At 50.9% G+C, this 25,809-nt stretch carries 22 protein-coding genes; 19 read left to right on the top strand and 3 right to left on the bottom strand.

Annotated features, from left to right (window positions below; translation table 11 throughout):
- Nucleotides 1-36: 36 nt before the first annotated feature.
- Nucleotides 37-480, bottom strand: a complete 444-nt coding sequence (locus tag ETV65_RS15210; RefSeq protein WP_129953650.1) for an ester cyclase — start codon at nucleotides 478-480, stop codon at nucleotides 37-39.
- 118 nt (nucleotides 481-598) lie between these two features.
- Here ETV65_RS15210 and ETV65_RS15205 point away from each other — a divergent pair, with 118 nt between their 5' ends.
- Entirely contained in the window at nucleotides 599-1,513 is a 915-nt protein-coding gene (locus tag ETV65_RS15205; protein ID WP_129953649.1) for a LysR family transcriptional regulator, read from the top strand.
- Between the two features lie 102 nt (nucleotides 1,514-1,615).
- Here the strand turns inward: ETV65_RS15205 and ETV65_RS15200 are convergent, their stop codons facing one another.
- Complete coding sequence (locus tag ETV65_RS15200; RefSeq protein ID WP_129953648.1) at nucleotides 1,616-2,476, bottom strand: aldo/keto reductase family oxidoreductase; 861 nt, start codon at nucleotides 2,474-2,476, stop codon at nucleotides 1,616-1,618.
- Between the two features lie 95 nt (nucleotides 2,477-2,571).
- Here ETV65_RS15200 and ETV65_RS15195 point away from each other — a divergent pair, with 95 nt between their 5' ends.
- Nucleotides 2,572-3,492: a LysR family transcriptional regulator gene (locus ETV65_RS15195; RefSeq protein WP_129953647.1), complete on the top strand. Its 921-nt coding sequence runs from the start codon at nucleotides 2,572-2,574 to the stop codon at nucleotides 3,490-3,492.
- A 74-nt stretch (nucleotides 3,493-3,566) separates the two neighbouring features.
- On the opposite strand, the gene mntP is transcribed toward ETV65_RS15195, so the two are convergent.
- The gene (mntP, locus tag ETV65_RS15190) at nucleotides 3,567-4,142 is read right to left on the bottom strand and encodes a manganese efflux pump MntP (RefSeq protein ID WP_129953646.1); all 576 of its coding nucleotides are present in this window, start codon (nucleotides 4,140-4,142) and stop codon (nucleotides 3,567-3,569) included.
- Between the two features lie 930 nt (nucleotides 4,143-5,072).
- Between mntP and tssB the strand changes: the two genes are divergently transcribed.
- The 17 genes from tssB to ETV65_RS15105 all read left to right on the top strand — a co-directional run bounded on the left by tssB (nucleotide 5,073) and on the right by ETV65_RS15105 (nucleotide 25,675).
- Entirely contained in the window at nucleotides 5,073-5,552 is a 480-nt protein-coding gene (gene tssB / locus ETV65_RS15185) for a type VI secretion system contractile sheath small subunit (protein WP_129953645.1), read from the top strand.
- Nucleotides 5,549-7,030, top strand: a complete 1,482-nt coding sequence (gene tssC / locus ETV65_RS15180; protein ID WP_129953644.1) for a type VI secretion system contractile sheath large subunit — start codon at nucleotides 5,549-5,551, stop codon at nucleotides 7,028-7,030. The genes tssB and tssC overlap by 4 nt, the downstream gene beginning before the upstream one ends.
- 29 nt (nucleotides 7,031-7,059) lie before the next feature.
- A complete protein-coding gene (locus tag ETV65_RS15175; RefSeq protein WP_129953643.1) occupies nucleotides 7,060-7,551 on the top strand; it encodes a type VI secretion system tube protein Hcp in 492 nt (163 codons plus the stop codon).
- A 52-nt stretch (nucleotides 7,552-7,603) separates the two neighbouring features.
- Nucleotides 7,604-8,020: a GPW/gp25 family protein gene (locus tag ETV65_RS15170; protein WP_129953642.1), complete on the top strand. Its 417-nt coding sequence runs from the start codon at nucleotides 7,604-7,606 to the stop codon at nucleotides 8,018-8,020.
- A 12-nt stretch (nucleotides 8,021-8,032) separates the two neighbouring features.
- Complete coding sequence (gene tssF / locus ETV65_RS15165) at nucleotides 8,033-9,835, top strand: type VI secretion system baseplate subunit TssF (RefSeq protein ID WP_129953641.1); 1,803 nt, start codon at nucleotides 8,033-8,035, stop codon at nucleotides 9,833-9,835.
- The gene (gene tssG, locus ETV65_RS15160; protein WP_129953640.1) at nucleotides 9,826-10,773 is read left to right on the top strand and encodes a type VI secretion system baseplate subunit TssG; all 948 of its coding nucleotides are present in this window, start codon (nucleotides 9,826-9,828) and stop codon (nucleotides 10,771-10,773) included. Before tssF ends, tssG begins: the two co-directional genes overlap by 10 nt.
- 2 nt (nucleotides 10,774-10,775) lie before the next feature.
- Nucleotides 10,776-12,689 (top strand): type VI secretion system tip protein TssI/VgrG, encoded by a 1,914-nt coding sequence (gene tssI, locus ETV65_RS15155; RefSeq protein WP_129953639.1) that lies wholly within the window; start codon nucleotides 10,776-10,778, stop codon nucleotides 12,687-12,689.
- A gap of 13 nt (nucleotides 12,690-12,702) precedes the next feature.
- Nucleotides 12,703-13,218: a hypothetical protein gene (locus ETV65_RS15150; protein WP_129953638.1), complete on the top strand. Its 516-nt coding sequence runs from the start codon at nucleotides 12,703-12,705 to the stop codon at nucleotides 13,216-13,218.
- Entirely contained in the window at nucleotides 13,218-13,517 is a 300-nt protein-coding gene (locus ETV65_RS15145) for a PAAR domain-containing protein (RefSeq protein WP_129953637.1), read from the top strand. Before ETV65_RS15150 ends, ETV65_RS15145 begins: the two co-directional genes overlap by 1 nt.
- Before the next feature lie 11 nt (nucleotides 13,518-13,528).
- Nucleotides 13,529-14,593 carry a type VI secretion system protein TssA gene (tssA, locus tag ETV65_RS15140; protein ID WP_129953636.1) on the top strand — a complete coding sequence of 355 codons (1,065 nt, stop codon included), beginning with the start codon at nucleotides 13,529-13,531 and terminating at the stop codon, nucleotides 14,591-14,593.
- An 8-nt stretch (nucleotides 14,594-14,601) separates the two neighbouring features.
- Nucleotides 14,602-15,165, top strand: coding sequence for a type VI secretion lipoprotein TssJ (locus tag ETV65_RS15135; RefSeq protein ID WP_240782851.1), 564 nt, complete (start codon nucleotides 14,602-14,604; stop codon nucleotides 15,163-15,165).
- Nucleotides 15,165-16,559: a type VI secretion system baseplate subunit TssK gene (gene tssK / locus ETV65_RS15130; protein WP_129953634.1), complete on the top strand. Its 1,395-nt coding sequence runs from the start codon at nucleotides 15,165-15,167 to the stop codon at nucleotides 16,557-16,559. The genes ETV65_RS15135 and tssK overlap by 1 nt, the downstream gene beginning before the upstream one ends.
- Entirely contained in the window at nucleotides 16,556-17,182 is a 627-nt protein-coding gene (locus ETV65_RS15125; protein ID WP_129953633.1) for a DotU family type IV/VI secretion system protein, read from the top strand. Before tssK ends, ETV65_RS15125 begins: the two co-directional genes overlap by 4 nt.
- Before the next feature lie 6 nt (nucleotides 17,183-17,188).
- Nucleotides 17,189-20,626, top strand: coding sequence for a type VI secretion system protein (locus tag ETV65_RS15120; RefSeq protein ID WP_129953632.1), 3,438 nt, complete (start codon nucleotides 17,189-17,191; stop codon nucleotides 20,624-20,626).
- A gap of 45 nt (nucleotides 20,627-20,671) precedes the next feature.
- On the top strand, nucleotides 20,672-23,242 hold the full coding sequence (tssH, locus tag ETV65_RS15115) for a type VI secretion system ATPase TssH (RefSeq protein WP_129953631.1): 2,571 nt from the start codon (nucleotides 20,672-20,674) through the stop codon (nucleotides 23,240-23,242).
- A 20-nt stretch (nucleotides 23,243-23,262) separates the two neighbouring features.
- Nucleotides 23,263-24,597 carry a VasL domain-containing protein gene (locus ETV65_RS15110; RefSeq protein WP_129953630.1) on the top strand — a complete coding sequence of 445 codons (1,335 nt, stop codon included), beginning with the start codon at nucleotides 23,263-23,265 and terminating at the stop codon, nucleotides 24,595-24,597.
- Between the two features lie 607 nt (nucleotides 24,598-25,204).
- On the top strand, nucleotides 25,205-25,675 hold the full coding sequence (locus tag ETV65_RS15105) for a hypothetical protein (RefSeq protein WP_129953629.1): 471 nt from the start codon (nucleotides 25,205-25,207) through the stop codon (nucleotides 25,673-25,675).
- Nucleotides 25,676-25,809 lie beyond the last annotated feature (134 nt).

Raw genomic sequence — 25,809 nt, 5'->3', positions numbered from 1 at the left:
GGGAACCGGTCAGCCCGTGCGGCGAATTGTCCGTTTTTAACCCTGCGGCGGGAACTGGCCGAGTTGCATGAACGCGCCAAACCAGTCTTCCAGATGCCAGGTGGTGGTGATGCGTTCGCCATTTAGCTCATGGAATTCATGCAACCGGATGCTGACAAATTTGCCTGTAGGCTCGATGCCCATAAAGTTGCCGTTATGTGTGCCGGTAATTTCTGCACGCACGGCAATCTTCCCCGGCGTCTGAAGGAGATCGTGAAGGGTGATCTTCACGTCCGGAAAAGCTTCAATAAATCCCCTGATGATGGGTTTCAGCCCTTCAGGGCCGGAAGCCTGTCCGGGGGCGAGGGGAATATCTTTCCAGTCCGGGGTAACTGCCTCATCCATTAAGTCCGGATTATGCAGGCTGAAAGCCTGATAGATTTTTTCAACTGCCTTACGTTCCGCTATAAGTCGATTTGCCATCTCGTTATTGTCTGACATCGCTAAATTCCTCTGGCTGAATGCATTTTTATAGGGTTAATGTGGTGCACGCAGCGAGTATCCCATTTGTATCAGTCATAATTGAAATAAGAAAAGCATATAGAGGAATATACGTTTTATGGATTTTAAGGGCCTCGACCTGAATCTGTTGGTCGCGTTTGATGCGCTGATGGAAGAGCGGAATGTGACCCGTGCCGCCAGCAAAGCGGCGGTCAGTCAGCCGGCGATGAGCGCGGCATTGTCGCGCCTGCGAACGCATTTTGCAGATCCGCTGTTTATTCGCAGTGCTTCCGGTTTGTTGCCTACCGCCAGGGCAAAAGAGATCAGTTTACACGTGTCAAAAGCGCTTAACGAACTGAGTAATCTGCTGGCTCCGGACGACAATTTTGCGCCGGAGAACAGAAAAATGTCCTTTACGCTGGGTACGTCTGAATACCCGCTGATGGTGCTGCTGCCCGGCATTATGCGGGCGATCAGCGAACAGGCACCCGGTGTGGCGCTGCATGTGCGGACATTTACCGACCGCGATGCGTCCGTGTCGATGCTGGATGCCGGTGAGGTGGATCTGGTGATCGGTATTCCCCCGACCCGGCCGGAAAACCGCATCTTGTCACTGCCTCTGTTCAGTGATGAATTTGTCACACTGATCCGCCGCGACAATGATGCGGCTCGCGACGGCATGACGTTAGAAACTTATCTGGCAATGAGCCATATTCTGGTCTCGCCGGAAGGAAATCATTATGGTCTGGTCGATGAACAGCTCAGAAAAATGGGGCTGACACGGGAACTCCGCCTGACGCTGCCGACCATGGCGGGTGTTGCCGGTGTTGTGCAGCAGACGGGATATGTTGCAACCGTATTGAAACGCAGCGTGATAGTCAGCGGGAAACATCAAAATATCGTGATGACGCCGCCGCCGGTAGCGCTGCCGGAAATCCCGTTTTATCTGTTATGGCACCGGCGTTCGGATGACAGTAATGCGCAGAAATGGCTGAGGAAACTTATCTGTGCACAGGCCCGCGAATTGCAGTGAACAGCCGGATACCGTTGACGTGATCTGACCGTTAATAAGACAGCGCAGATTCAGCCATCCCGAAAAACGTCCCCTGCATGATGCGCAGGGGACGCGTGACGTCTAACCCGCCATTCCGTTCAGGGTTTCCATTACCTCATCTGACAAAGTTACCTTCGCACTGGCCAGATTTTCCTGCAAATGTTGCGGTGATGAGGTGCCGGGGATCAGCAAAATGTTCGGCGAGCGTTTCAGCAGCCAGGCCAGCGCCACCTGCATGGGTGTTGCCTGCAATTGTGCCGCTACTTCATCAAGCCGCGCTGACTGCAAAGGCGAAAAACCGCCCAGCGGGAAGAACGGTACATAAGCAATCTCCTGTTCCGCCAGGCTGTCGATCAGCGCATCGTCGTGACGGTTCGCCAGATTATACATATTCTGAACACAGGCGATGGTCGTCATTTTCTGTGCATCGGCGACCTGTTTTGCCGTCACATTGCTCAGGCCGATATGGCGGATCAGACCGCGTTCCCGGAGCCTGATCAGCGCTTCCAGCTGCGGTTCCAGCGATCCTTCTTTCGGCTGATGGACATCGAGCATGCTGCGCAGATTCACCACGTCCATCACCTCCAGCCCGAGATTGCGCAGGTTATCTTCCACCGCCTGCGTCAGTTCCTGCGGGCTGAAAGCCGGTAACCAGCCGCCTTTTTCATCGCGTCGCGCACCCACTTTGGTCACGATGCGCAGATTATCGGGATAAGGATGGAGGGCTTTTTTGATCAGCTTATTGGTTTCATGCGGGCCATAAAAATCGCTGGTATCGATGTGATTAACACCCGAAGCCACGGCATCACGCAGCACCTGTATGCCCCGTGCTTCATTGCTGACCGGGCCAAAAACGCCGGGGCCAGCCAGTTGCATTGCACCGTAACCTAAGCGCGCCACTTCTCTGTCGCCGAGGCGGTAAGTCATTGAGGGTTGTGTCATGGAATTCTCCTGTGTGGGTGTTCATCGATTGTAGCCGCACTCAGCTTGTGCAACTATCCGGTGAGATCAGGACAAACTGTACGGAGTGACGCACAATGCCGATGGATATCGCGCTGTTGCATGCAGTAGTAGAAGTGGCGAAAGCGGGGGGATTTCGTGAGGCGGCACGCGTCACGGGCAGCAATCCATCCCGGTTGAGCGATGCGGTGCGCCGTGCTGAACAGCAGCTCGGCATCCGTCTGTTTCACCGTACCACGCGTGCAGTGGTGCTGACTGAAGCGGGCAGAGCATTGCTCGAGCGGCTAATTCCGGCCATGAAAGAGGTGGATGCGGCACTTGACGCTCTCAACCGTTATCGCAATACGCCCGGTGGCACGCTGCGTCTGAATGTGCCGGTTAGTGCAACCCGGCTGGTTTTGCCTGCGCTGGTGCCGGAGTTTCTGCGGCGTTATCCGGATATTCAGTTGGAAATCATTGCCGAAAGTAATGTACAGGATGTATTTCGTGACGGTTGTGATGCGGGGATCCGTTATGACGAACGCCTTGAACTGGACATGGTGGCTATCCCTATCGGGCCGCGCCGTCAGCGTTATGCTGCGGCGGCCTCCCCGGATTATCTCAATACGCATGGCAGGCCATCGCATCCGCAGGAGCTAATACAGCACCGGTGTCTGCGTGGTCGCTATGCCAGCGGGATCATGCCGGACTGGGAATTCGAACATGAGGGGGAAAGCCTCAGCGTGCAGGTGAACGGCCCGCTGGTGGTCAGTGTCGGCGGCGCGATGGATCTGGCGCTGGAAACGGCGGTGGCGGGTACTGGCATTATCTACCTGTTTGAAGAATGGCTGCGGCCTGCCATTGCCAGCGGCAAACTGGAGGCTATCTTGCAACCGTGGTGGCTGTCGTTTTCCGGGCCGTATCTTTACTACAATGACAGGCGCCTTATCCCTGCGCCGTTACAGGCGTTTATCGATTTTGTGCGTGAAGATAATCTGAACCGGGATTTTTCTGTTTAACAGGGGCAGGGAAAAGAAAGAAAACATCCAATGATCAAGAGGATACAAAATCCTCTTTTTTATGTCTGAAAATCTCAGCCCAGCAGGCCAAGATGCTCCACAAGAATGGATGTACCGATACCGATCAGCACCACGCCACCCAGAATTTCGGCCCATTTACCCATTGCGGCACCGAGGAACCGGCCAAGCAGCATACCGGATGTTGCCATAATAGTGGTGGCGGCACCGATAGTCAGTGCCATCACCAGAATATTCACCTGAAGGAAAGCCAGACCGACTCCGACGGCCATGGCATCCAGACTGGTTGCGACGGCTGTCGTGACCAGCAGCCAGAAACCATGACGGCGCGGTGCCAGTGTATCTTCTACCGCTTTATCTTTCCTGAAGGCTTCCACAATCATACGGATACCGAGGATCAGCAACAGGGTGAATGCGACCCAGTGATCCCAACTCATAATAAACTGACTGGCCGCCAGACCGATTCCCCATCCGATCACCGGGGTGATGGCTTCAATCACGCCAAAAATAAGCCCGGTGCGTAATGCCTCTTTCAGCGGTGGCCGGTGCAGAGAGGCACCTTTGCCAATTGCCGCAGCGAAGGCATCCATGGACATACCGAACGCCAGAATGAGAATGGTATAAAGTTGCATAAAACGGACCAGTCAGGCCTTCGGGAACAAAAAAGGCGGGTTATTCGTTGAGATGCGCAGTTTGCCACAAAACTAAAAATAGAAAAACCTTTATTTTCAATGTCTTATAGTCTTGGTTAAGAAAGTTAGCATAGGCTATATTTGATTGAAATAACCGCAAACTGATGAAAATGGCAACGCGAAGTAGCAAAAACATCAATCATCATAACAATACAGAATGAGTGGGGTTTATACAAAGAATCTGACTGACTCATGATATGAAAGAAATAAAAGTCACCACGCTGAACTTCACCGGCGGCTACTCAGCACTGGAAAATGACTGAAAGAGTTCAGGTTCACTGTCATCAGCCGTAACACCGGGTGTTCATAAAATCATTCAGCTCTCCCCAAGTGCGGGGGGTATAAACGGCACTGGCGCTGAGCATATGCTGCTTATACCTGCAAGCTACAAAACACTATCTGGCTGATCAATACAGAAATTTATCCATATCTGCCTCTGTGCAGAGGGATAAGCCCAGGTCTGTAAAGGCACTGGCTGTGAGGTTTCGGATCCCTCGTATGGATTGAAATCAATTATCTCTACAGTTCATCCTACATACGCTTTGTTTAAGAATGTATTTTTAACAGGCAATGTAAAAAAATGAAATGTAACAATGATTATCATTTAATATTTGACGATTTTTTTTGTTTTTATAAAAAAAACGTGTATTCATTTTTATATTTACCAAAATAAAATACCGTGAAACTCTTTTATTACCCTTATGAAAATAATGAATGCTATGCTGTATTTGTTTGTTTTTTAAAGTGAAAATAAAAAGCTTTAGCAAAAGTGAATGTATTAGTAAGCAATCGGCCATGTGAAATCCAATAATTACTGTTTATTATCACGCCCATATTAACTCTCTCTTTCAACATTATGGTGATTTATCCGTGAGCAATACACAATATAAACTGAGCAAGGCGCGTCCCCCTCGCGTTCAAATTACGTACGACGTGGAAGTTGGCGGTGCTGAAGCGAAAAAAGAATTACCTCTGGTCATGGGGGTTATCGGGAATTTTGCTAATGATGACATGCCTCTGCGCGACCGCCGTTTCACGCACATTGATAAAGACAACTTTAATAATGTTATGGAAGGAATGAAACCGGCGGTGGAAATGCTGGTTGAAAGTACTTTACCCGAAAAAGAAGGCCAGATGGCTATTGCGCTGGAATTCAACTCTATGGATGACTTCTCTCCTGAAAACGTGGTGATGCAGGTTGAACCGTTGCGCAAACTTCTTGAATTGCGTGAGCAACTGAGTGATTTGCGCAACAGAACTGCCAGCAATGATCGCCTGAAAGAACAGTTGGTGGAGTTATTAGAGGGGATGGCGAAAGACGCAGAACCTGTTAAAGGAGATGCAGAATGAGTGATATCCAGGTCATGAATGCCACAGCTCAGGCTGAGCAGTCCGGTGATTATCTTGATCAGATTATCGATAATACTCAGGCTATCCGCCGGGAATCCGATCGGAATAAAGTAAAAAGTCAGCTGGATAATCTTCTTACAGAGGTGGCATCAGGGGCGGTCATTGTTTCCAATGATTTGGTCGGTAGCATCGAAGCCCGTATTGCCGCCATCGATGAATTGCTGTCTTCCCAGGTCAGTAAAATTATTCAGGCTCCTGAATTCCAACGTATGGAATCTTCCTGGCGTGGGCTGCATAAACTTGTGCAAAGCAGTGTCACGGAAAATACCAAAGTGCGGGTCTTTAACTGCACGAAGAAAGAGTTACTGCGTGATTTTAAATCTGCTTCCGACTTCGATCAGTCCTCATTATTCAAAAGTATTTATGAAAGCGAATACGGTACCTTTGGCGGTGATCCTTATTCAGCGTTTGTGGGCGATTTTGAATTCGACTGCATGCCGGAAGATGTCCAGCTGTTGGAGCAGATTTCGCATGTGGCTGCTGCTGCTCACGCACCATTCCTCAGTGCCGCGAATCCTGGCATGTTTGCTATGGGTTCCTTCTCGGAAATGCCGCGTCCGCGTGACCTGAGTAAATTGTTCGAAACCTCTGACTATGCCCGCTGGAAATCCTTCCGCCAGAGTGACGATTCACGTTATGTTGGCTTAACGCTGCCACGCGTCATTGGTCGTCTGCCTTATGGGGCAAAAACTGTATCCATAGATGCGTTTAATTTTGAAGAAAAAATTGACGAAAATAATGATGGCGCCAGCTATTTGTGGGTAAACGCGGCTTATGATTTGGCCGGCCGTATGGTCGAGGCATTTGAAGAATACGGCTGGTGTGCTGCAATCCGCGGTGTTGAAGGCGGCGGTTTGGTGAAATCACTGCCAGCTTATAACTATATTTCGCAGACCGGCGAAAAAATCATGCAATGCCCGACAGAAGTGGCGATTTCTGACCGCCGCGAAAAAGAATTAGCTGAGCTGGGTTTTATTCCCCTCATTTATTGCAAAGGTACAGATTATGCGGCGTTCTTCGCTGTGCAATCCGCTAATAAACCGCGTAAATATGATTCTGAACTGGCGAATGCCAACGCCAAATTGTCAAGTCAGTTGCAATATATTATGACAACGTCGCGTTTTGCTCATTATTTAAAATCCATCGTGCGCGATAAAGTGGGCAGCTTTATGTCCAAATCTGAATGCCAGAATTTCCTGCAAAACTGGATCAACCAATATGTTGTGGGTTCAGATAATGTGGGACCAACGATTAAAGCAAGCCATCCGTTACGTGAGGCTGTGGTCGAAGTTGTTGATGTACCAGGTTCTCCGGGCAGTTATCGCGCCGTGGCGTATTTAAAACCGCATTTCCAGCTTGAAGGGCTCAGCATGTCGCTGCGTCTGGTAGCGGAACTTCCTGCATCAACGGGTGCATAAATACTTAATCGTAAAAATAAGGATATATAATGGCTACTGAATCGCTTTTTATGAAAATTGAAGGTATCAAAGGCACAGTAAGTAATAAAGGTTATGAAGGTTGGATCTCCATTGAAAATATGACTTTCGGTGTTTCCAGTACGCCTAATATTGATAATGCCAGCGAGCAGGTAAACGGCGCTGGTGCGCGTTTTGATTCAATCTTATTTTCAAAAGTAATGGATTCGACGTCTACTCAGTTAACCGTTATGGTGGCGGAAGGCAGAAATATCAGTGAAATTACCCTGGTTAAGGTATCCATGCAGGGTTCTAAGCCGGTTGAAGCTGCCAAACTGATCTATAAAAACTGTGTACTGAGTAGCTACAATTTCAATGCTTATTCAGCCGGGGATATACCGTGTGAAAATCTGAGCTTTGTGTTTGGTGCGATGTCATTTGAAACCAATATGGTTGAGCCAGATGGCAAAACCAGCAAACAAGGTCCTATGGGTTGGAGCGTGATTGAAAATACCAAACTGTAATTTTTAAAACAACAGTGCACACCGCAGGCGTGCACTGGATTAAGGCTTATTGATGAAAAGCTTATTACAGCTATTATCTGACAATAACCCAAAAGATCATAATGACCTGACTGAGGCAGAAGACAAAAACAGCGTACTCATTGATGAGATATTGTTGCTTTTATCTTCGCGCCCCCGATGTTATCACATTGATAATACTCCACTGATTAATGAATCGATCCTTAATTATGGAGTCAATGACGCTTTTTCCAGTGATACGCCCCGTCTTGAGCGTAATGCCATTATGCAATCACGTATCGAAATGGCATTACGGCGCTTTGAACCAAGATTGAAAAATGTCTGCGTGACACCTGGGGAAGAAAAGGGAAGTCTTTGTTCATTCATTATTGATGCTGAAACATTCAATGGTGAGGTTCGCTATCGTCTGGTGTGGGACGATGTCATCAGTCAATTCTCTCTGCGTGATTAACGAGTATTCATAATGTTGGCGAAAAAATTAATTTCTTATTATCAGAATGAACTCGCTTACCTCAAAACGCAGGGAAAGGCGTTCGCCCGTCATTTTCCAAAAGTCGCCAGGCGCTTAGGAATGTCAGAAGGCACATCAGAAGATCCGCATATTGAACGAATTATTGAGTCCTTTGCGCTGGTCACCGCACAGATTCAGCAACGTCTCGATGAGGATATGCCGGAAGTAACTGATGCGTTACTGACGGTATTGGCTCCGCAATTTCTGCGTCCTTTTCCCTCGGTTTGCGTTGTACAGATGCAGCCGGACAGTAAAATCAGCGCGCTGACAGCCAGTAACCGCATCGATGCCGGAACGACATTATATTCCCGTCCGGTGAACGGGCAAGTTTGCCATTTCCGCACCACGTATCCGGTTACCCTTCAGCCTGTCAGCCTGCATAAAGTCAGTCTGCATCTGGATGCCGATGACATGAGCTGGGGTCTGAAAATTCAGTTGTCAGTCTGGCCGGGTGCCACAGTGTCGGCAGATTCTCTGAGGTTACATCTCAGTGGTGCCAGCCGAATCGTAAATATCCTTTATACCTTGTTGTGCAGTGAAGTTGAGTCACTGACACTTTTCCAGCAGGGGGAGAGTTATACGCTGTCACCGCACGCTATTCGTGCCGTGGGTTTCGGTGAAAATGAAGGTCTGCTTGCAGGCGATTCACGGGTTTCACCCACTCACAGCCTGTTACAGGACTATTTTTTCTTCCCGCAAAAATTTCATTTTATTGATATGCCGTTGCCCGCTGGCATGGTGGCGGGCAGTCAGAGCGAGCTTTCACTGGTGGTGAAATTTAACCGCTGCATGATAGCGCGCCAGCTGGAAAAAATAGCCGGTGCGGTGAATGAAAGCCTGTTTCTGCTCAACTGTACGCCTGTTGTCAATCTTTTCGCCCACCGGGCCGAGCCGATTTCGCCCGATCACGAAACGGCAGAATATCCGGTTATCCCTGATATTCGTCATCAGGATGCGATGGAAGTCTGGTCTGTAGACAGCGTGTCGGCAATGCGCAAGCAGGGTAATGAAACACAGTCCCGGCCCATCTATCCATTGTTTGGTTTAGACCATTCAGCCAGTGACGGTGAAACCGGCTTGTTCTGGCAATGTATGCGACGTGAAACCATGCACAATGATGGCGTCACGACCTCGCTATTTATCGCTTTTTCTGACCGGGGAGAACGTCCGTTAGCGCCCGGCTGCGACATTGTCAGCATGAACCTGACCTGCACCAATCGCGATATTCCCGGTGCCATGCGCAACGGCGATCCTGAGGGGGATTTCAAATCAGAACTGCCGATTGCAGGCATGAAAATTATTGCGCTGACACGCCCGACGCTGCCGGTCAGGCCGCCGGCGAAACAAGCTACGCGCTGGCGTTTGATTTCTCAGCTTTCACTCAACCATATGCTGATCAGTGGACCCGAAGGTGCCCGTGTACTCAGGGAATCACTGGCGCTGTACAACTTTGTCGATAATCCGGGCATTACCCGCCTGATCAACCTGATCCTGCATGTTGAGACTACCCCGGTCATTACCCGGCTGGCGCCTTCGGATCCCCGTTCCATGGCACGGGGAATAGAGATCCGTATTACCTTTGCCAGCGAAGCGGCCGAAGAAGTTGAGTATTTTCTCCTGTGTCGCTTTATCGATTGTTTTCTGGCGTTGTATGCACCGGTCAACAGTTTCACCCGGGTAGTCACCTGCATTGACTCACCGGGGGACATTGCACGGACATGGCCTGTGCGTGCAGGAAGGCTGTCATGGATCTAAGCAATATCCTCAGTCCACATAACTTTTTCCAACAGGTGCGTCTGTTGTTACGCAAGCTGACCAGAGCACAGGGAGAAGACAGCAAACGGGTTCTGGAAGAGCAGATTTATTTCATTTCCCCGCTCTCGCTGGATGCGCCGAAAGGCGATATTACGTCAGTCACCCCGCTTGAGCAGCAGCGCTGGCAAGTGGAAGTGGCGGCTCACGGGCTGACGGGGGCACTGGGCGCGTTACCGACGGTTTACACCGAGTGGATGATTGACCGCTATTACCGCCATGGGGACAAAACGGCCAAAGCTTTTCTGGACATTTTTAACCACCGGCTGCACAGCCTGCGCTACCTCGCCTGGCAGAAATATCATTATTACGCCATGGCGGAATTCAGTGCAACACGGCCACTGAGTCAGGCCATCCGTGCATTATCGGGCGTGGCAAACAGCACACCTTCCCTGCAACAGGAGCAGTTTGCTGATTTATTTGCACATTCAGTGCGCTCAATGCTCAACGTTGAAACCTGGTTAAAACACCGTTTTTCCGTGGCGGCGAAAGTCACGCCTTTCACCGGCGGATGGCAGGTTATGGATCCCAGCCTGTGTTGCCGGCTGGGAGAACCGTCACAAACGCTGGCCGTTGCCCCTATGATCGGCAGCGTGTATTGGGACCGGCAATCACATTTTACGGTGACGCTCGGACCGGTGCCGATGAAGAACGCCGGCCTTTTTTTGCCTAAGGGAAAGCACTATCAAAATCTGTGGTCACATTTGCGTGAATACGTGGGCCAAGGTCTGGATTTTGATATTGAGCTGCTGATCGAAAATACAACGAACGTCGCTACCCTGCTGGGAAACGGGCAACTCGGGCTGGATATTTGTCTCGGGCCTTCCGGGGACACAGACCAGCATAAAATTCGTTTACCCGTCTTCCGGGAAGGAAAATAAAAATGTCGAAAACACTAGGGCAAGACAACCGGTTTATCCGTTTCATTGGCGATACCGCCAGTTCACTGGCTCTGATGCATATCGAAGGTGATGAACAGTTCTCCGAGACCTTCAGTTATCAGATTCAGTTTCGCACGTCGTTAATCACCCCGCAGATGGGACGTTTTTTGGGGCATGAAATGGCCTGTGAGATTGGCCGTGGTAACCAAAAGCGCTACGTGCACGGTGTGCTGACACAGATTAAAGAAGACAATAATGTTGATGGCATCAGCACCTTCATCGGTACGCTGGAACCGCGTATGGCGTTACTGCGTCTCGGGCGTAATCTGGCAGTTTTCCAGAATATTACCGTACCGGATTTAGTCTGCAAACTGCTGCGCCAGCACAACATCAGCCACATTGATTTACGCCTGCGGGAGACTTACCAGCCGCGCGAATACTGCATCCAATATCGAGAATCCGATTTCGACTTCATCAGCCGTCTTCTCGAACAGGAAGGCATCTATTACTTCTTCCAGCATGATGCAGGGCAGCACACCCTGGTACTGGCGGATCATCCGTCCAGCCATCAGTCGGGCAAAACGGCAGAATTGCCCTTTATGCCACTGCAAGGGCGAGGCAATGGCGTGGGTATCCTGAACTGGGTGGCATGTTCTTCACTGGCGGCCTCTTCCGTGATGCTCAATGGTTTTAACATGGTGCAGGCGACCCGTGTTGAAGGTGAATCGAAAGCCACGGCGGCGGAATATTCCGTGCCGGGTGTCAGCTATGTTGATGCACATGGTCATGAAAAACGCGAATTACTGCAATCAGAAGCCCGGCTGAAGATGGAGCAACTCGAGGCAGATAACCAACAATTCCACGCCGAGGCCAGCGTGTGGTGGTTAAGTTGCGGCGATAAATTCCTTCTGAGCGGACATCCTTCTTGTCAGGGACACTACCTTATCAAATCGGTTCATATGCATGCATCGAGCAACATTGATGACGGGCAACCTGATTTTGGCTACACGCTCACGGTACTGAAGGACAACCTTTCCTGGCGTCCGCCGTGCCTCACCAGAAAACCTGAAATCGCCGGCATTCTGACTGCCATCGTGGTCGGGCCTGAATCAGAAGAGGTTCACACGGATGAATATGGCCGCATTAAAATTCAGTTCCCGTGGGATCGTGAAAACAAACATGACGATGGCAGTTCCTGCTGGGTGCGGGTTTCACAGCCGTGGGCAGGCGGGCGATTTGGTGCCATGTTCCTGCCTCGCGTCAACAGTGAGGTTACCGTCAGCTTTGTGCATGGCAACCCTGATTATCCCCTGGTGACCGGCTCAGTATACAACGGACAGAATAAACCCCCGCTGAGCCTGCCTGAGGAGAAAAATCATGCCGGATTCGTTTCACGCAGTTCCCTCAACGGTAATGTTGAAGAAGGGCATGAATTGCGTTTCGACGATAAAAAAGGCGAAGAGCGTCTGATCATGACCTCACAAAAAGATTTGCTGCTGACGGTGAAAAACGACGTCACCACGCGTATTACCAAAAACGTCACCAAAACCATTGGTGAGAACCGTACGACCGAGTTAACCAAAGGTAATGAAAGCCTGACGCTTAAACAGGGTGATTATGCCCTGGACATTAAAGGCAATCTGCAGGAAAGCCTGACCAGTGGTAACCATCAGCTAAAAATCAGTGGCGGTGGCAGTACGGTCAAAGCGGACAAGGCTTGCGTCATTGAATCCACCCAGTCTATCGAATTAAAAGTCGGTAGCAGCAAAATCACCCTTTCTCCTTCCGGCATTACGCTGAGCGGCACCACGATCAACATTGAAGGGAAGGGGACGGCAGAACTTAAAGGCGCCATGGTCACTGTTCAGGGGAGTGGTATGACCCAGATCAAGGGCGGCGTGACGAAGATTGGCTGAGGAAATGAATAACATGAAAGAAAAATTGCTCACGCCGGAAGCGCTTGCTGCTTACAACCCGCTGCAAAACGGCGCAGAAAATGCCGCGCAGCTGATGATGGCAGGCCGTTGGGAAGATGCGCTGGCAAGCGTGGTTGCTGATGTTGCACAGAAGAAACTGCTGGCGTGGACGCTGCAACAAGCGCTGAGTCGCCCTGAATCTCAGGAACCTGCGGTGCGGCAATGCGCCAGTGAAATCCATCAGTGGCTGGCAGAGCCTGAGGATGACCGGCGTTTCCGTATTTTCCAGCAGGCAGAGCTGCTCGGTTTTGATACCCCGGTTGGTGCGCTCGGCTTATCCGTGTTCTGGATGCAAGGCAGCATGACCCCGGCAGAGTTCGAGGCGGTGTACCCCGAATCTCATTTATCTCACCTGATGCTCCATTGTGCGCTGAAATTGCTCAGTGTGGGGATAGCGGGAGAAGACGCCCCCCTGAAGGGCGCTCAGAATCTACTTTCTGAGTGGCACGCTACCCGGGGAGGTGACTGATGGGAAAGCCCGCTGCCCGCGTTGGTGATATGCATTTTTGCCCGATGGTGACCCCCGGCCTCCCCCCGATCCAACACGTTGGCGGGCCGGTGTCCACACCCGGTACGCCAACGGTGTTTATCGGAGGCATGCCCGCCGCGATCCTGGGATCGATGGCGGTCTGCGTCGGTCCACCGGATTCGGTAGTGATGGGCAGCACGAAAGTGCTGATTGGCAATAAACCTGCAGCGCGTATGGGTGACAGTACCGCGCATGGCGGAACCATTACTGCGGGTTGTCCGACCGTCCTGATTTCTTAGAGCGTATTGACATGATAATGAATTTTGAGCCATTGCTCGCCCCGGTCAGTGACGAACAGCCCGTTGGCCGCAATATGGAATATGAGCCGATCTATAACGAAATCCGTGAGGCGCGGGAAAGCGATCCTGATTATTTGCCGCAGGGAGAATGGGCTACTCAATTGCGTAAAGCCGACTGGAGCAAAGTCATCCGCTTAAGCTCGCAAGTGTTACAGAAAGAAAGCAAGGATTTGCAGGTCGCCTGCTGGCTGACCGAAGGTCTTGGACAGCAACATGGGATCAGCGGCTTGCTGGACGGTATCGGTTTCCTGATAGCGTTTATGCAAACTTACTGGCAAAAGGGCTGGCCGGAGCTGGATGAAGACGGCGTGATGATCCGTCATGGCATGCTCAATCGTGTGGACCGTCAGCTGGCGCAGATGCTGCATTGTCATCCTCTGTTTGGGCAGCCGGAAAGCACGCTCGATCACTGGCGTAAGGTGCTCGCCTATGAACACCGGGTGACGATGAAACCAGACAGCGCTGCCGAACGGGGCGGTGACGATGATTTCTCTATGGATACCTTCAACCGCTGGGCCGCGACACTGGATCCGCAGAAAGTCGCCGCGCAAAACGAGGTATTAGCCCGACTGGTGACCACGCTGGATACGTTTGAGGTCCTCTATGGTCAGCTGAATCCGCAGGCAGATTCTCTGGCGATGGGGCAGTTGCGCAGCGCAACCGCTGAAATTCAGGAGTATCTGAAACGTCTGTTTGACCGTGCAGCACCGGCTTATGACGATGTGATGACTCTTAACGTATTAACGCCGGAAGAAGATGAACAGAATACTGGCGTCAGTTCACTCATGAATAACACTCAGAAACAAACGATGTCACGGGATCTGGCCATCAGTCAGATGCTGACCATTGCCCATTTTTTTCGTCAGACCGAACCGTCAAGCCCCGTCCCTTTCCTGATGGAGCGAGCGGCGCGTTGGGCTGCCATGACGTTGACCGAATGGCTGGAAGAGATGTTGCAGGATGACAGCAGCATGCGTGATATCAACAACGTACTGAAAGGGCACGGCAGAGAATGAGGGGGAAAATGAGACTGACCGGGCTGGTGCTCGGCGTCATGCTGCTGGCAGGTTGTACATCAGATGATGGGCAAAGCCAACAGAAGGCGATCAGCGAAGTGGCTGCGCCTTTCGCCAGCGGCGCTATTACCCTGCAACTGCGGGCTGAACCCGGGCTGAACAGCCTGAATGATATGGCCAACAGCTGTACGGTATTACTGCTACAAGCTAAGGATAAACCGACGCTGGATAAGATGCTGGATAACCCTGCAATACTGAAAAGTTTGTTTGCCGGTGCAGGCAGTGAAGGCGATGTTTTGCAGGTGGATCGTTACGTCATGATGCCGGGACAAACCAACACGTTGCATATCGATCGCGCCCGGGATACCCGCAATGTGGCGCTGGTTGCGGGCTATTATCCGTTTCCGGTGAAGAAACACATGGTCAGCACAGAGGTGCCGGTGGATGTGGAAAGCACAGGCTGGTGGGAACCCGTCTGGCATGCGCATTTAGCGCCGGTCACGCTCTCCGTCACCTTAGGCAGTGAAAGCATTGTCAGTTCAGATATCCCCGTTGCCGGAGAGAAAAAATAATGTATCCAGAACAACAGCAGATCTACTGGCATTCCGGGCTTTATCTGCAACCGCAGCATTTTCAGTCAATTGACCTGCATTATGAATGGAACCTCGCGGAGCATTTGCGTCTGGCGCAGCCTTATAATTACGGGCTGATTGAGGTCAGCATCAATGAAGCAGCACTGAGCGATTATGTCATCAGTGTCGAGCAGTTCCGTTGTATTTTGCCCGGTGGTACCTTGCTGTCACAGCCCGGTAATAGCCGCGTTGAACAACGTAACTTCCGTGATTTCTGGAAACAGCGCGATCAGCCTCTGACCCTATGGCTGGCTTTGCGCCGTTTCGATCCGCTGCACAGCAATGTCACCACATTGGAAAGAGAGCATGATCGTGCTGTCACGCGTTGGATCAATACCAGCGAAGAGCGGGTGATGAAAGACGTCTATGATCATGCGCCGGACGCTGCAGTGGCCCGCCTGTGCTACAACGTCAGATTGCTGACGGACGTTGAAAAAGATGATGCTGTTGATTGCGAATGCATTCCTCTCACCCGGCTGCGTTATGAAAACGAAAAGGTGTCCCTCGATCCGACATTCTCGCCACCCTCCGTGACGCTTTTTGGATCATTCAGCCTCGGCAAGCTGATAGACACTATTTATTTTGAACTGAGTGCGCGGGCCAGAAAGCTTGAAGAATACAAACGCTCAGAGCGGCTGGTCAGCGATGCCGACCGTGGCGATCAGGTAACACAATTGTTAGCTATGCGCTCCCTTAACCGGGTGCTACCGCAACTGAAAAATTTCTGTCAGGCGCGTCAGGTTCATCCGTGGCATATCTACAATATGTTATGCCAGCTTGTCGGCGAACTTTCCTCATTCAATGACAGCTGCTCCTTTCTGGGAGAGTGGCATGACGGCGAAAATTCGCTGCAAACCTACAATCATCATCAATTGCTGGATTGTTTCGAGAGTGCCCGTAAGACGCTGATCACCCTGCTGAACAGTCTGGTACTTGAAGATAACACGTACATCACGCTGGAAAACGATCTTCAGGGCGTGTTCACCGGCAGCTTTGACAGTGCGCAGAGTAAAAATGCCGAATCAGTACTGCTGCTGTTACGTTCTGCCAATATGCCGATGGAAAATCGTCAGATCAAAAATCCGGGCGGTATCAAACTGGCCTCGCCAAAAATGATTGAACTGCTGATCCAGCATGCTCTTCCGGGCATTCCGGTAATACATTGTCCACAGCCTCCGCGTGGTGTGCCAAACCGCAGCGATTCACATTATTTCCTGGTCGAGCAGGACAGTGAATTGTGGAACAAAGCCCGCCAGCACAGCAAAATTTCCTTCTACTGGCCTGATATGCCGGAAGATCTTCAGGTACAGATTATATTTGTGGTGCCCTCATGATGAGTTTGCTGAATTGTTATTTACCGTTGTTTCGTTATGTGACGGCATTTTTTATTCATCCGCAGGAATATCCGGATTACAGTGCATTTCGCGAAAAAAGCATTTCCTTATTACAACAGGCGCTGCTTGAGTCAGAACGTCATCATGAATCCGGAGAATGTCAGGATGCTTATTTCGCGGTGGTGCTTTGGGTGGATGAGCGGGTACTAAGATCCCGCGCGGACTGGGTGAAAGAATGGCGAAGTAATCTGCTGCAGAAATATTATTTTGATATTTCTGTGGGGGGCGAAGCATTTTTCGAAAGGCTGGATGGAACGGATAAAAACAATATTCCACTGAGAATGGTGTATCTGTTTTGTCTGCTGATGGGCTTCCACGGAAAATATACCGCGCAGGATGCACAGCTTTTGCAGCAACGCATCGAAGATGAGCGGCAGTGCTTGCCGCAAGCCTGGCGACAGTGGCCGAACGATGCCTTGCTGGTTGAACAGGAGGCTGGCGGCGATGATAAAAATAAAACGATAGTGAAAAAGCTCCGCCAGCGTAAAGGATTGTTGCTCACACTGCCTGTGATCACCTATTTAGTGATTTTGTCCACCGGCTTAGGAATATTTTCCAGGTAAACCACTATGTTTAAAAAATTACTTTCCTTTGTCGCATGGACACTATTTCTGTGCCTGTTATTTATTGTTTGCGTCGTAATGTCTGTTGCTTTGGGACAGACTCTTTTGCATGCATTACTACTCTGGCTGATATTGATCCTCGTCGTTTTATTTTCCCGGTTTATCTGGGGTTCGGTTTCCGGTATTGCCCAGATAAAATATATTTCCTCCCTGAAGTCAAAATTTAAACTCACCCGGCTGGAATATGTTTTATTCGAACACTGGAAAACCGGTGCCGCAGTCATTAAGCGCATCAGAAGACGCAAACAACCGCTCCCCTGGTTTGTACTGACTGGTGGACGAAGCGGTAAAACGACGCTGATGGCCGGTGCAGGATTGCCGCTGTTTTCCAATGAGCCTGAAAGCTCCCTGGTGGTACCGACACGGACCTTACGCTGGTGGTTTTTTCGCTCTGTGGGTTTTCTCGATCTCTCCAGCCATTTTCTGAGTAAAACGCCAGCCTTCGAGCGAGGCTGGTTACGTCTGGTGAACTGGTGTGCCCGCCTGCCGGCGCCAGCTGGCATCGTGGTGTGTGTGTCGGTCAGTGAGTTGCTCGAAAAAGATGACGCCGAACTGCATCTGCATGCGCGGCATATCCGTACGCAGATTGAACCTCTGGTCAGTAAAGTCAGACGCCGCCTGCCGGTATACCTGTTTATCACCTGCTGTGATCGGGTACCGGGTTTCAGCAACTGGGCCCATAAACTTTCCGCCGCACAGCGGGAGCAACCGCTCGGTTACTACTGGCGCTATTCCCCTATCGTCGATGGGAAAGATCCGGCCTTGCTGGACCCGCTGTTTACCTGTGTGAAAGACGGGCTGGATAAAGTCCGTGTCAGCATGCTTTCCGGCGGTGAACCGGATGGCGACACGTTGGCGCTGATGGACTTTCCGGAGCAACTGCCCCAATTGCAACCCGCACTGCAACGTTACCTGGCCGCCTTGTGTGAGCCGGACGTTTATTTTCAACCCGCGGCGCTGGGTGGCATCTGGTTTACTGCCACCGAACCCGTCAGCAAAAACAGTGCTTCACGTCAGGCTTTCTTTATCCATGACCTGATGACGCGGTTATTGCCAGCACTCAGCCGTCAGCGTGAAATTGAACCTGTCGGTTTTGGCCGTCGTTATCTGCACAAATGGGGCGCGATGACATTCAGTGCGCTGGCGATCACTTATCTGCTGATTGGTGGTTATTTCACCCGTTGCCTTACTGAGGGTACGCCGGCACAAATGGATGTCGCGGCGCAGGTTCAGCAGCTTGAGAACATCGAAAACTGGCATACGCATCCGCTGAAATATTTTCCTTTTGTCCCCGTTCTCAACCATCGTCATGCGCAGCTTGAGGCCAGCATTCTTGCTGCATCTGTACGCGATAAAGTGAATCTGAATGAGATAGCCGATAATTACCAGCGGCAGTTTACAGATGCCGTTCCACAGCAAAAACGCGTAATGATTCTGGACCTGGCAAGGACGCTTATCACCAAACAGGCCATGTGGGAAAAACAGCCCGTCAGTGAGCTGATAAAACAGGCACCGGTTCCGGCGGCGCTCAGCATGACGGGGGCGACGGTGCCTTTATCACATCAGCAGGACGTGGTGCTGCAACGGGCGCTGCTACAGCTGCCGGAAGGGGGCCAGCAACTGACGGTATTGCGTGAATTGCTGGGCCGTCTGGTCAACAGTGATCCACAGATGGCATGGCTGATAGCCCCTTCAGACGATCTGATGCCGGTGAGTGTGACGGATTTCCTGCCCTCCTCTGAGGACATAACGCAGGTCAGCGGTCTGTGGACCCTGCAGGGCACTGCGCAAATTCAGGGCTGGCTGGAGGATATCCGCCGTGCAGGGGGTGAGCAGGTTCCGATGCCTGAACTGGCAGCCTTTGAACAGCGCTGGCCTGACCTGCGTCAGACGCAATGGATGACGTTGATGCTGGCGATGAACCGGCAAGCCGCCCCTGTGCTGACCAGTGAACAGTGGCAAACCGCGTTGATTGCAATCGACCAGGGTAACAGCCCGTCGATGAAATTTGCCCGTTATGTGAATGAACAACTCGGGGATATCAGCACTCAGGATGCCGCGCAGTGGTTGCGCGAGCTACGCCGGTTGAATCAGTTACAAACCATGTCGGCACAGGGCGCGCGGGTTCCACATATCAGCAAAATCCAGCAATTCATTCAGAAGAAAATTTCAGTGTTGCTGAAAACCGACAGCAAAACGCTGACACCGGTGCTTTCCGATCTCAATGTGAAAAACTGGAGTGCCTGGAAAACCAGCCTGAATGCGGCGGTTTCGGATGTATTTGCCACTCCGAAAAGCAGCGATCGCCTGACCCGCGGGTTGTTCCAGACCGGTGCGGCGGGAGACAGCAATCCTTTACAACTGCTGGACAGCCGTTTCAACGTGCTGCGTAAAAGCTTATCTGCGGAACGGGACGATTTTGCCACCAACGCGGTCTGGACGCTCTATCAGAACGATGCACACTGGCTGGTTGCACATGCTATGCAGCGTTCTGCCTGCTGGCTTGAGCAACAGTGGAAAAGCCGGGTGCTATGGCCGATGGAAAATAACGCCAGCCGTCTGGAATATGAGGAGCAACAGGATCTGGCATGGCAATACCTGTCTGATTTTATCCGCGGGCCGGCAAAAAGTGTGCTGGTGGTTGAAGACAACGGGCCAAAAGCAGGCGAGTTCAACGGACAGACGCCGGGACTGACGCCGGAATTTCTGCGAATGGTCAATCATGTTCTGCGTCCGGATGATGTGCTGGCGATGCCTGAACGTGAAAATACCCGCAATGACGATGCACTGGCCTCGCTGAAAGATGAACAAACCGATCTGGAGTCACAGATGGCGGAACTGGAAGCTAAACCGCTGGAACTGACCCTCAAAAGCCTGCCAGCCACCATTCCGGGCGGAGCACGACTGATGCCGGTGGGCACCCGCCTGACGCTGTTTTGTGATGAGCAGCAGTGGAAGCTAAACAGCATGAACTTCAGCGAGCAGGCGACATTTCGCTGGCGTCCTGGTCACTGTAGCCGCGCCACACTGATGATCAATTTCCCCGGTTTTGACCTGACTTATGAATATTTCGGAGACGCCGCCTGGCCGGATTTTCTGCACGATATTTCAGACGGGCAACGCCGCTTTAAAGCAGAGGATTTTCCTGATGAATCCGCGCAACTGGCAGTTCTGGGCATCAGGGAAGTCATGGTGCGTTATCAGTCCGGTCCACAGAACGCCCTCCAGGAACGCTGGCAACAGTGGCAGGCACTCAGTCAGGCGCTGAATGTTAATGCCCAGGCTCAGCAGGAGGCCAGCAGCAGAAAAGCGGAAAAAAAACGACCAACGGCATTGAAGAGCGCGTTCTCACAACTGCCTGTCCGTATCACCGAATGTCACTGAATGCCTGATTCAGGGCACGATTGTAAAAATTAAACGGGATTATTTATGGGTAATTACCTGAAGAAGATTGTTGAGAAAATGAATGTCGAAGCCCGTGAGTGCCTTGACGCTGCGATCAGCCTTGCCGTCAGCCGTACGCATCACGAGGTAGACATTGAGCATTTACTGCTTGCATTGGTGACCCGTAATCCTGCGCTGATTGAGCAACTCTGCCTGGATGCGGGCTTGCGTGGCGATACGCTGATTGATGCGCTGAAAATCAGCCTCAATCATCTGCGTAGCGGCAATACCCGTAGCCCGGTATTGTCAGAATTGCTGGTCGAACATCTGGAGAAGTCCTGGCTGCATGCCAGTGCCTGTTGGCAGCAAACAGAACTGCCGGTACAGGCCTTACTGGGTAGCCTGATTACCAGTGAAAAAGACAATCAGAACCCCCTGTCACCCGCCTTACAACAGGCACTACTGTGTCAGGCTGAACGTGCTGACCGGTTGTTGCATGATGCCTGCAGACCGGAACAGGCCACGAATCATCCTGCTGCACCCCGTCACACCGCTGATTCAGCGGTGATGAAATTCACCCGAAACCTGACTGAAGAGGCGCGTCATTCGGCGCTGGACCCTGCGCTGGGGCGAGAGCAGGAAATTCGTCAATTGATCGACGTGCTGTTACGCCGCCGTCAGAACAATCCTGTGCTGACGGGTGAACCGGGCGTGGGAAAAACAGCTCTGGTTGAAGGACTGGCGCAACGGATTGTGGACGGCACCGTACCGCAAGCGTTGAGGGAAATGGAAATTTTGTCGCTGGATATGGGATTGCTGCAGGCCGGTGCCAGCGTAAAAGGCGAATTTGAAAACCGTCTGCAAACCTTGCTGCGTGAAGTAAAAGAGTACCCGTCTGCGGTTATTCTGTTTATTGATGAGGCGCATACGCTGATTGGCGCTGGCGGTCAGGCAGGGCAAAATGATGCCGCAAACCTGCTTAAACCGGCGCTGGCGCGCGGGGAAATGCGCGTGGTGGCAGCTACCACCTGGGCTGAATACAAAAAATACTTTGAGAAGGATGCCGCGCTGGCGCGTCGTTTTCAGGTGATCAAAGTGGCGGAACCTGATGAAGAGACCGCCACCGCTATGCTGCGGTCGCTGAAACCGGCACTCAGCAAACATCATGGCGTACAGATCCTCGAAAGCGCGCTGGTGGCTGCTGTTCGTCTCTCCAGCCGTTATATTTCTGGCCGCCAGTTGCCGGACAAATCCATAAGCCTGCTGGATACTGCCTGCGCCCGTGTGGCGATTTCTCAGTGCCATGAGCCCAAAGAGATCGAAGATCTCAATGCGATGATCAGCAACATTCACACTGAACGGGAAAGTCTGCTGAAAGAGGGCGATAACCACCCGCGGATAAAATGGCTGGATCAGCGGGAAAGCGAACTGACGCAAAATCTGGAGGCATTGCTGCCGGTCTGGCATCAGCAACAACACATCGTGGCGCAGATTAATCGTATTGAGGATGTGACGCAGATTGCCGCATTGCGCGCACAACTCGCTGAGATGCATAAAGATCAGGCGCTGGTGTATGACTGTGTGGATGCGACCTGTGTCGCAGATGTGATTGCCGGATGGACCGGCATCCCGCTGGGCCGGATGATGGAAAAAGAACAGCAACAACTCGGCGATCTGGTCGCACGTCTGGAGAGCCGGGTGATCGGGCAATCCCATGCATTAGCGGACATTGCGCAGCAAATCCGCATCGGTCGCGCCAATCTTGCGGATCCGGTTAAGCCCACCGGCGTCTTTATGCTGGCCGGGCCTTCCGGCGTCGGCAAAACAGAAACGGCGCTGGCCTTGTCGGAACTGCTTTTCGGCGGTGAACAAAGTTTAATTACCATCAATATGTCTGAATATCAGGAAGCTCATTCAGTGTCTGGCCTGAAAGGTTCCCCGCCCGGGTATGTGGGTTATGGACAGGGCGGAGTGCTGACCGAGGCGGTACGTCGTCGGCCGTACAGTGTAGTCCTGCTCGATGAGGTGGAGAAAGCCCATCCGGATGTGATGGAAATTTTCTATCAGGTATTTGATAAAGGTGTGATGGAAGACGCCGAAGGCCAACTGATCAATTTCCGTAATACCTTGATTATTCTGACCAGTAATCTGGCAAGCGATCGGGTGATGGCTGCCTGCGCTGCCGGAAACAACGATCAGAAAGCACTGACGGCACTCCTGCGGCCTGAATTCGATCAATATTTCCGTCCTGCACTGATGGGACGCCTGCAACTGATCCCTTATCTGCCTGTCGTGGGTGAAACACTGGCAAAAATCATCCGTCTCAAAATCGATAAAGTGTGTAAACGTTTCAGCCGTGCGGGTGAAGGTAACTCCTCCCTGAGCTACAGCGAAAAAGTGGTGGATTTCATCGCCAGCCGTTGCCAGGTCGAGCAAAGCGGGGCCCGCGAAATTGATGCCGTGCTGAACCGGGAGTTGCTGCCACTCCTCACCGACCGTTTACTGGCGGTTGAGAGTAAAGCCGATATCCGCCTGCAACTCGGCGTCAGTAAAGGTCAGCTCACATTGTCCAGACAGCCTGCCGCGAAAAATTCAGTGGCTAAACAACCTGTCTGAACGGCAGGAAGAGGATAATCATGAAAAACAGGGTGAATTTACGCGCGTTAAAAATTAACGGCCATGATCCGCGACTCAGCAAATCGTTTCTGTTGCTGAGCAGTGAGCTGAGCCATCTGAGCGGAAATCTGCCGGCAAAACTGGACTGGCATCTGCTGGAAGAGCGTTGTTTTCAGCTTTTTCATGAATATGGTTATGATCTGCAAAGCGGCATGTGGTTTTGTCTCATCAGTCTGCGGCTTAAAAGCTGGAAAGGACTGGCGCTGGCGCTCGAACTGCTGTCAACGGCGTTTACTCACAACAGCCAGCGTTGCTGGCCGCCGGTGACTGCCGTTCAACAGCGTCAGCAACTGATCGACTGGTTCAATGCCAATGTGGCGACACATATCTATACGCTGGAGTACGGGCCGGAAAACAGTGGTGAGATGCGTCAGGTAGAGAGAAGCATTGGTGTTTTGTGCAGTCAGTCAAAAAACCTGCAGTCACGCAGCCATGATTCACTCAATAATCTGCATTATTTCCTGCAAGTCCGCTGCCGTTCCGTGCCGTATCCTGTTCCACCCAAAGTGGCGAAAATCTTGCCGGTTGCGGAGGAAAATACACCGCAACCCGTCAATGAGAAGAAAGCAACGCAGGCGGTGGCCGACATGATATCCGCTGCCGAACCACCAGAAATACAACTGGCTCCTGAACCGCGTCCGCGTCCGTTATTGTGGGCATCGGGGGGAATGGCGGCGGGTATAGCGGTTTGTGTCGTGGCAGTAGCGCTCTGGTCTTCATCACAAACACTAAGCTTGAGTGAAAAGCTGAGTTTGCCCTTAATGGCGTTACAACATAGTGAACGTCAGTTGAATGATGCCTGGGAGAATGCTCCTGCATCTGACCTGAATGCACAAAAAGAGGCGGTGTTAGCCCATGCCGCACCGGTTCTGTCGTGGATCAGTGAGCAACCCGCAGATATGCTGCTGCGTCAGGGCGAGATATTATCCGACCATCTGGAAAAGGTGTATCCGGATAATGAATACAGCGCGCAATGGCGTCGTACTTTACAGGAAAAAGCAGGTGATATTCCGGCGCTCGATGGTTATGTGCTGGCTAACAAACATCTTGATGAACTTGAAGCCCGGCTGCTGAATGCTGAAAAGAAGCACAGTCAATATATGACTGTGTCGGAGTTGAAAACGGCGGTATATCAAATTCGTCAGGATTTGCAACGCAATGGTACCAGCGCGGAAACACTATTGTGGACGATCGGGCAGGATAAGGAAAATCATCGGGAAGTGAATCCGGCCTTGTTAAAACAATTTACACAAAGAGTTGATGCATTGAATGCGTACCGTTTCGGAGTTAAATAATGGCCTGAGTATTGACATTTTTTTATTTACTTCCCTGCGCATTATTTTTCACGGAAAACAGGTAACAAGTTATTTTTTCCAAGGGTAACTTTATAAGCAATGCCATGCCACTACGCCAGTTAAACCAGAAGTTTGTCTTACAATGCTATCAATAAGGATATGATGATGCATCCAGCTGAAGAAAGATTGAAAACACTTTTACCCTTTATTATTAACAATGCTAAACAGCAGATTAATGTTGCTCACAAGGCACTGGGACGAAGTAAATTATCAGATGGCCCCAAAAAATCTTAAAAGAATTATTGAATGAAGATAGTTCTGCCACAGTGAAAAAACTGATCCATTCGGTGGATAAGATTAAAAGAAAGATGGCGAATTTATCACCAGAACACTTTGATCTTGCAGAAGAGTTGTATGAGTCCGGAGAAGATACGATCGGGTACGTTAAAGCTACAGCCCTGAACCCCCAGGAAAATCTCATGCTTTACGTGTTATTGGTGGGCATATAGTGATTTGATCTGTAGTTTGGTTAAAAATAAAAAGTTGGAATATTTCTGATGTTTTCCCTGCTGATCTGGACGGGGTATTAATACCCCGGACGATAGATTTGCTGAATGCTGCTTATCTGTTAGGGAATGATTATGTCATATACGTTACGAATATTATTAATGAAATAAGGTCAAGTTTATTGAAAATATTTAATCAGGTAACGATTATGCGGGACCTTGAAAGTCTTGGTCTTAAAAGCAAGGAGAATATGTTTTCATGGGAGGAAAATGCTGAAGTTCATCCGCATCTGAAAGCATCTTATCCTTATGGGATGGGTAAGGATAACAACTTTAATAAATTAGCCGGGTACTGCTGGCAGGTATATAAAAAATCAAAATTCACCTACGGTTCAATGCGTATTGGCAGAGCCAGTGATTTATGGAAACCTGAGATTTTGGCAAAGTATTGTATAGCTAAAGGTGATAATTTATGGGCTAAACATACCCGGGGAAATGTTTTGGTCATGGATAAGTGGGTCGCCACTGTTAATGATGCCTGGGTGTTGGGGGGGAATACACAGATATGCTGATTTTCATCTTATGTCTTATCTATCGCCCGGGAATTTGTGGAATTATGAATGCGCTTACCATATCGTAACAGCCAGAGAAATATTAGGGTTGCTCAGTTTCGGCTATGAAATGACCCGGCAATCCAACACCATTA

This window comes from Rahnella sp. RFA10(1/100) (assembly GCF_004195115.1).
GTDB lineage: Bacteria > Pseudomonadota > Gammaproteobacteria > Enterobacterales > Enterobacteriaceae > Rahnella > Rahnella perminowiae.
This window is presented reverse-complemented; position numbering and strand designations above follow the sequence as displayed.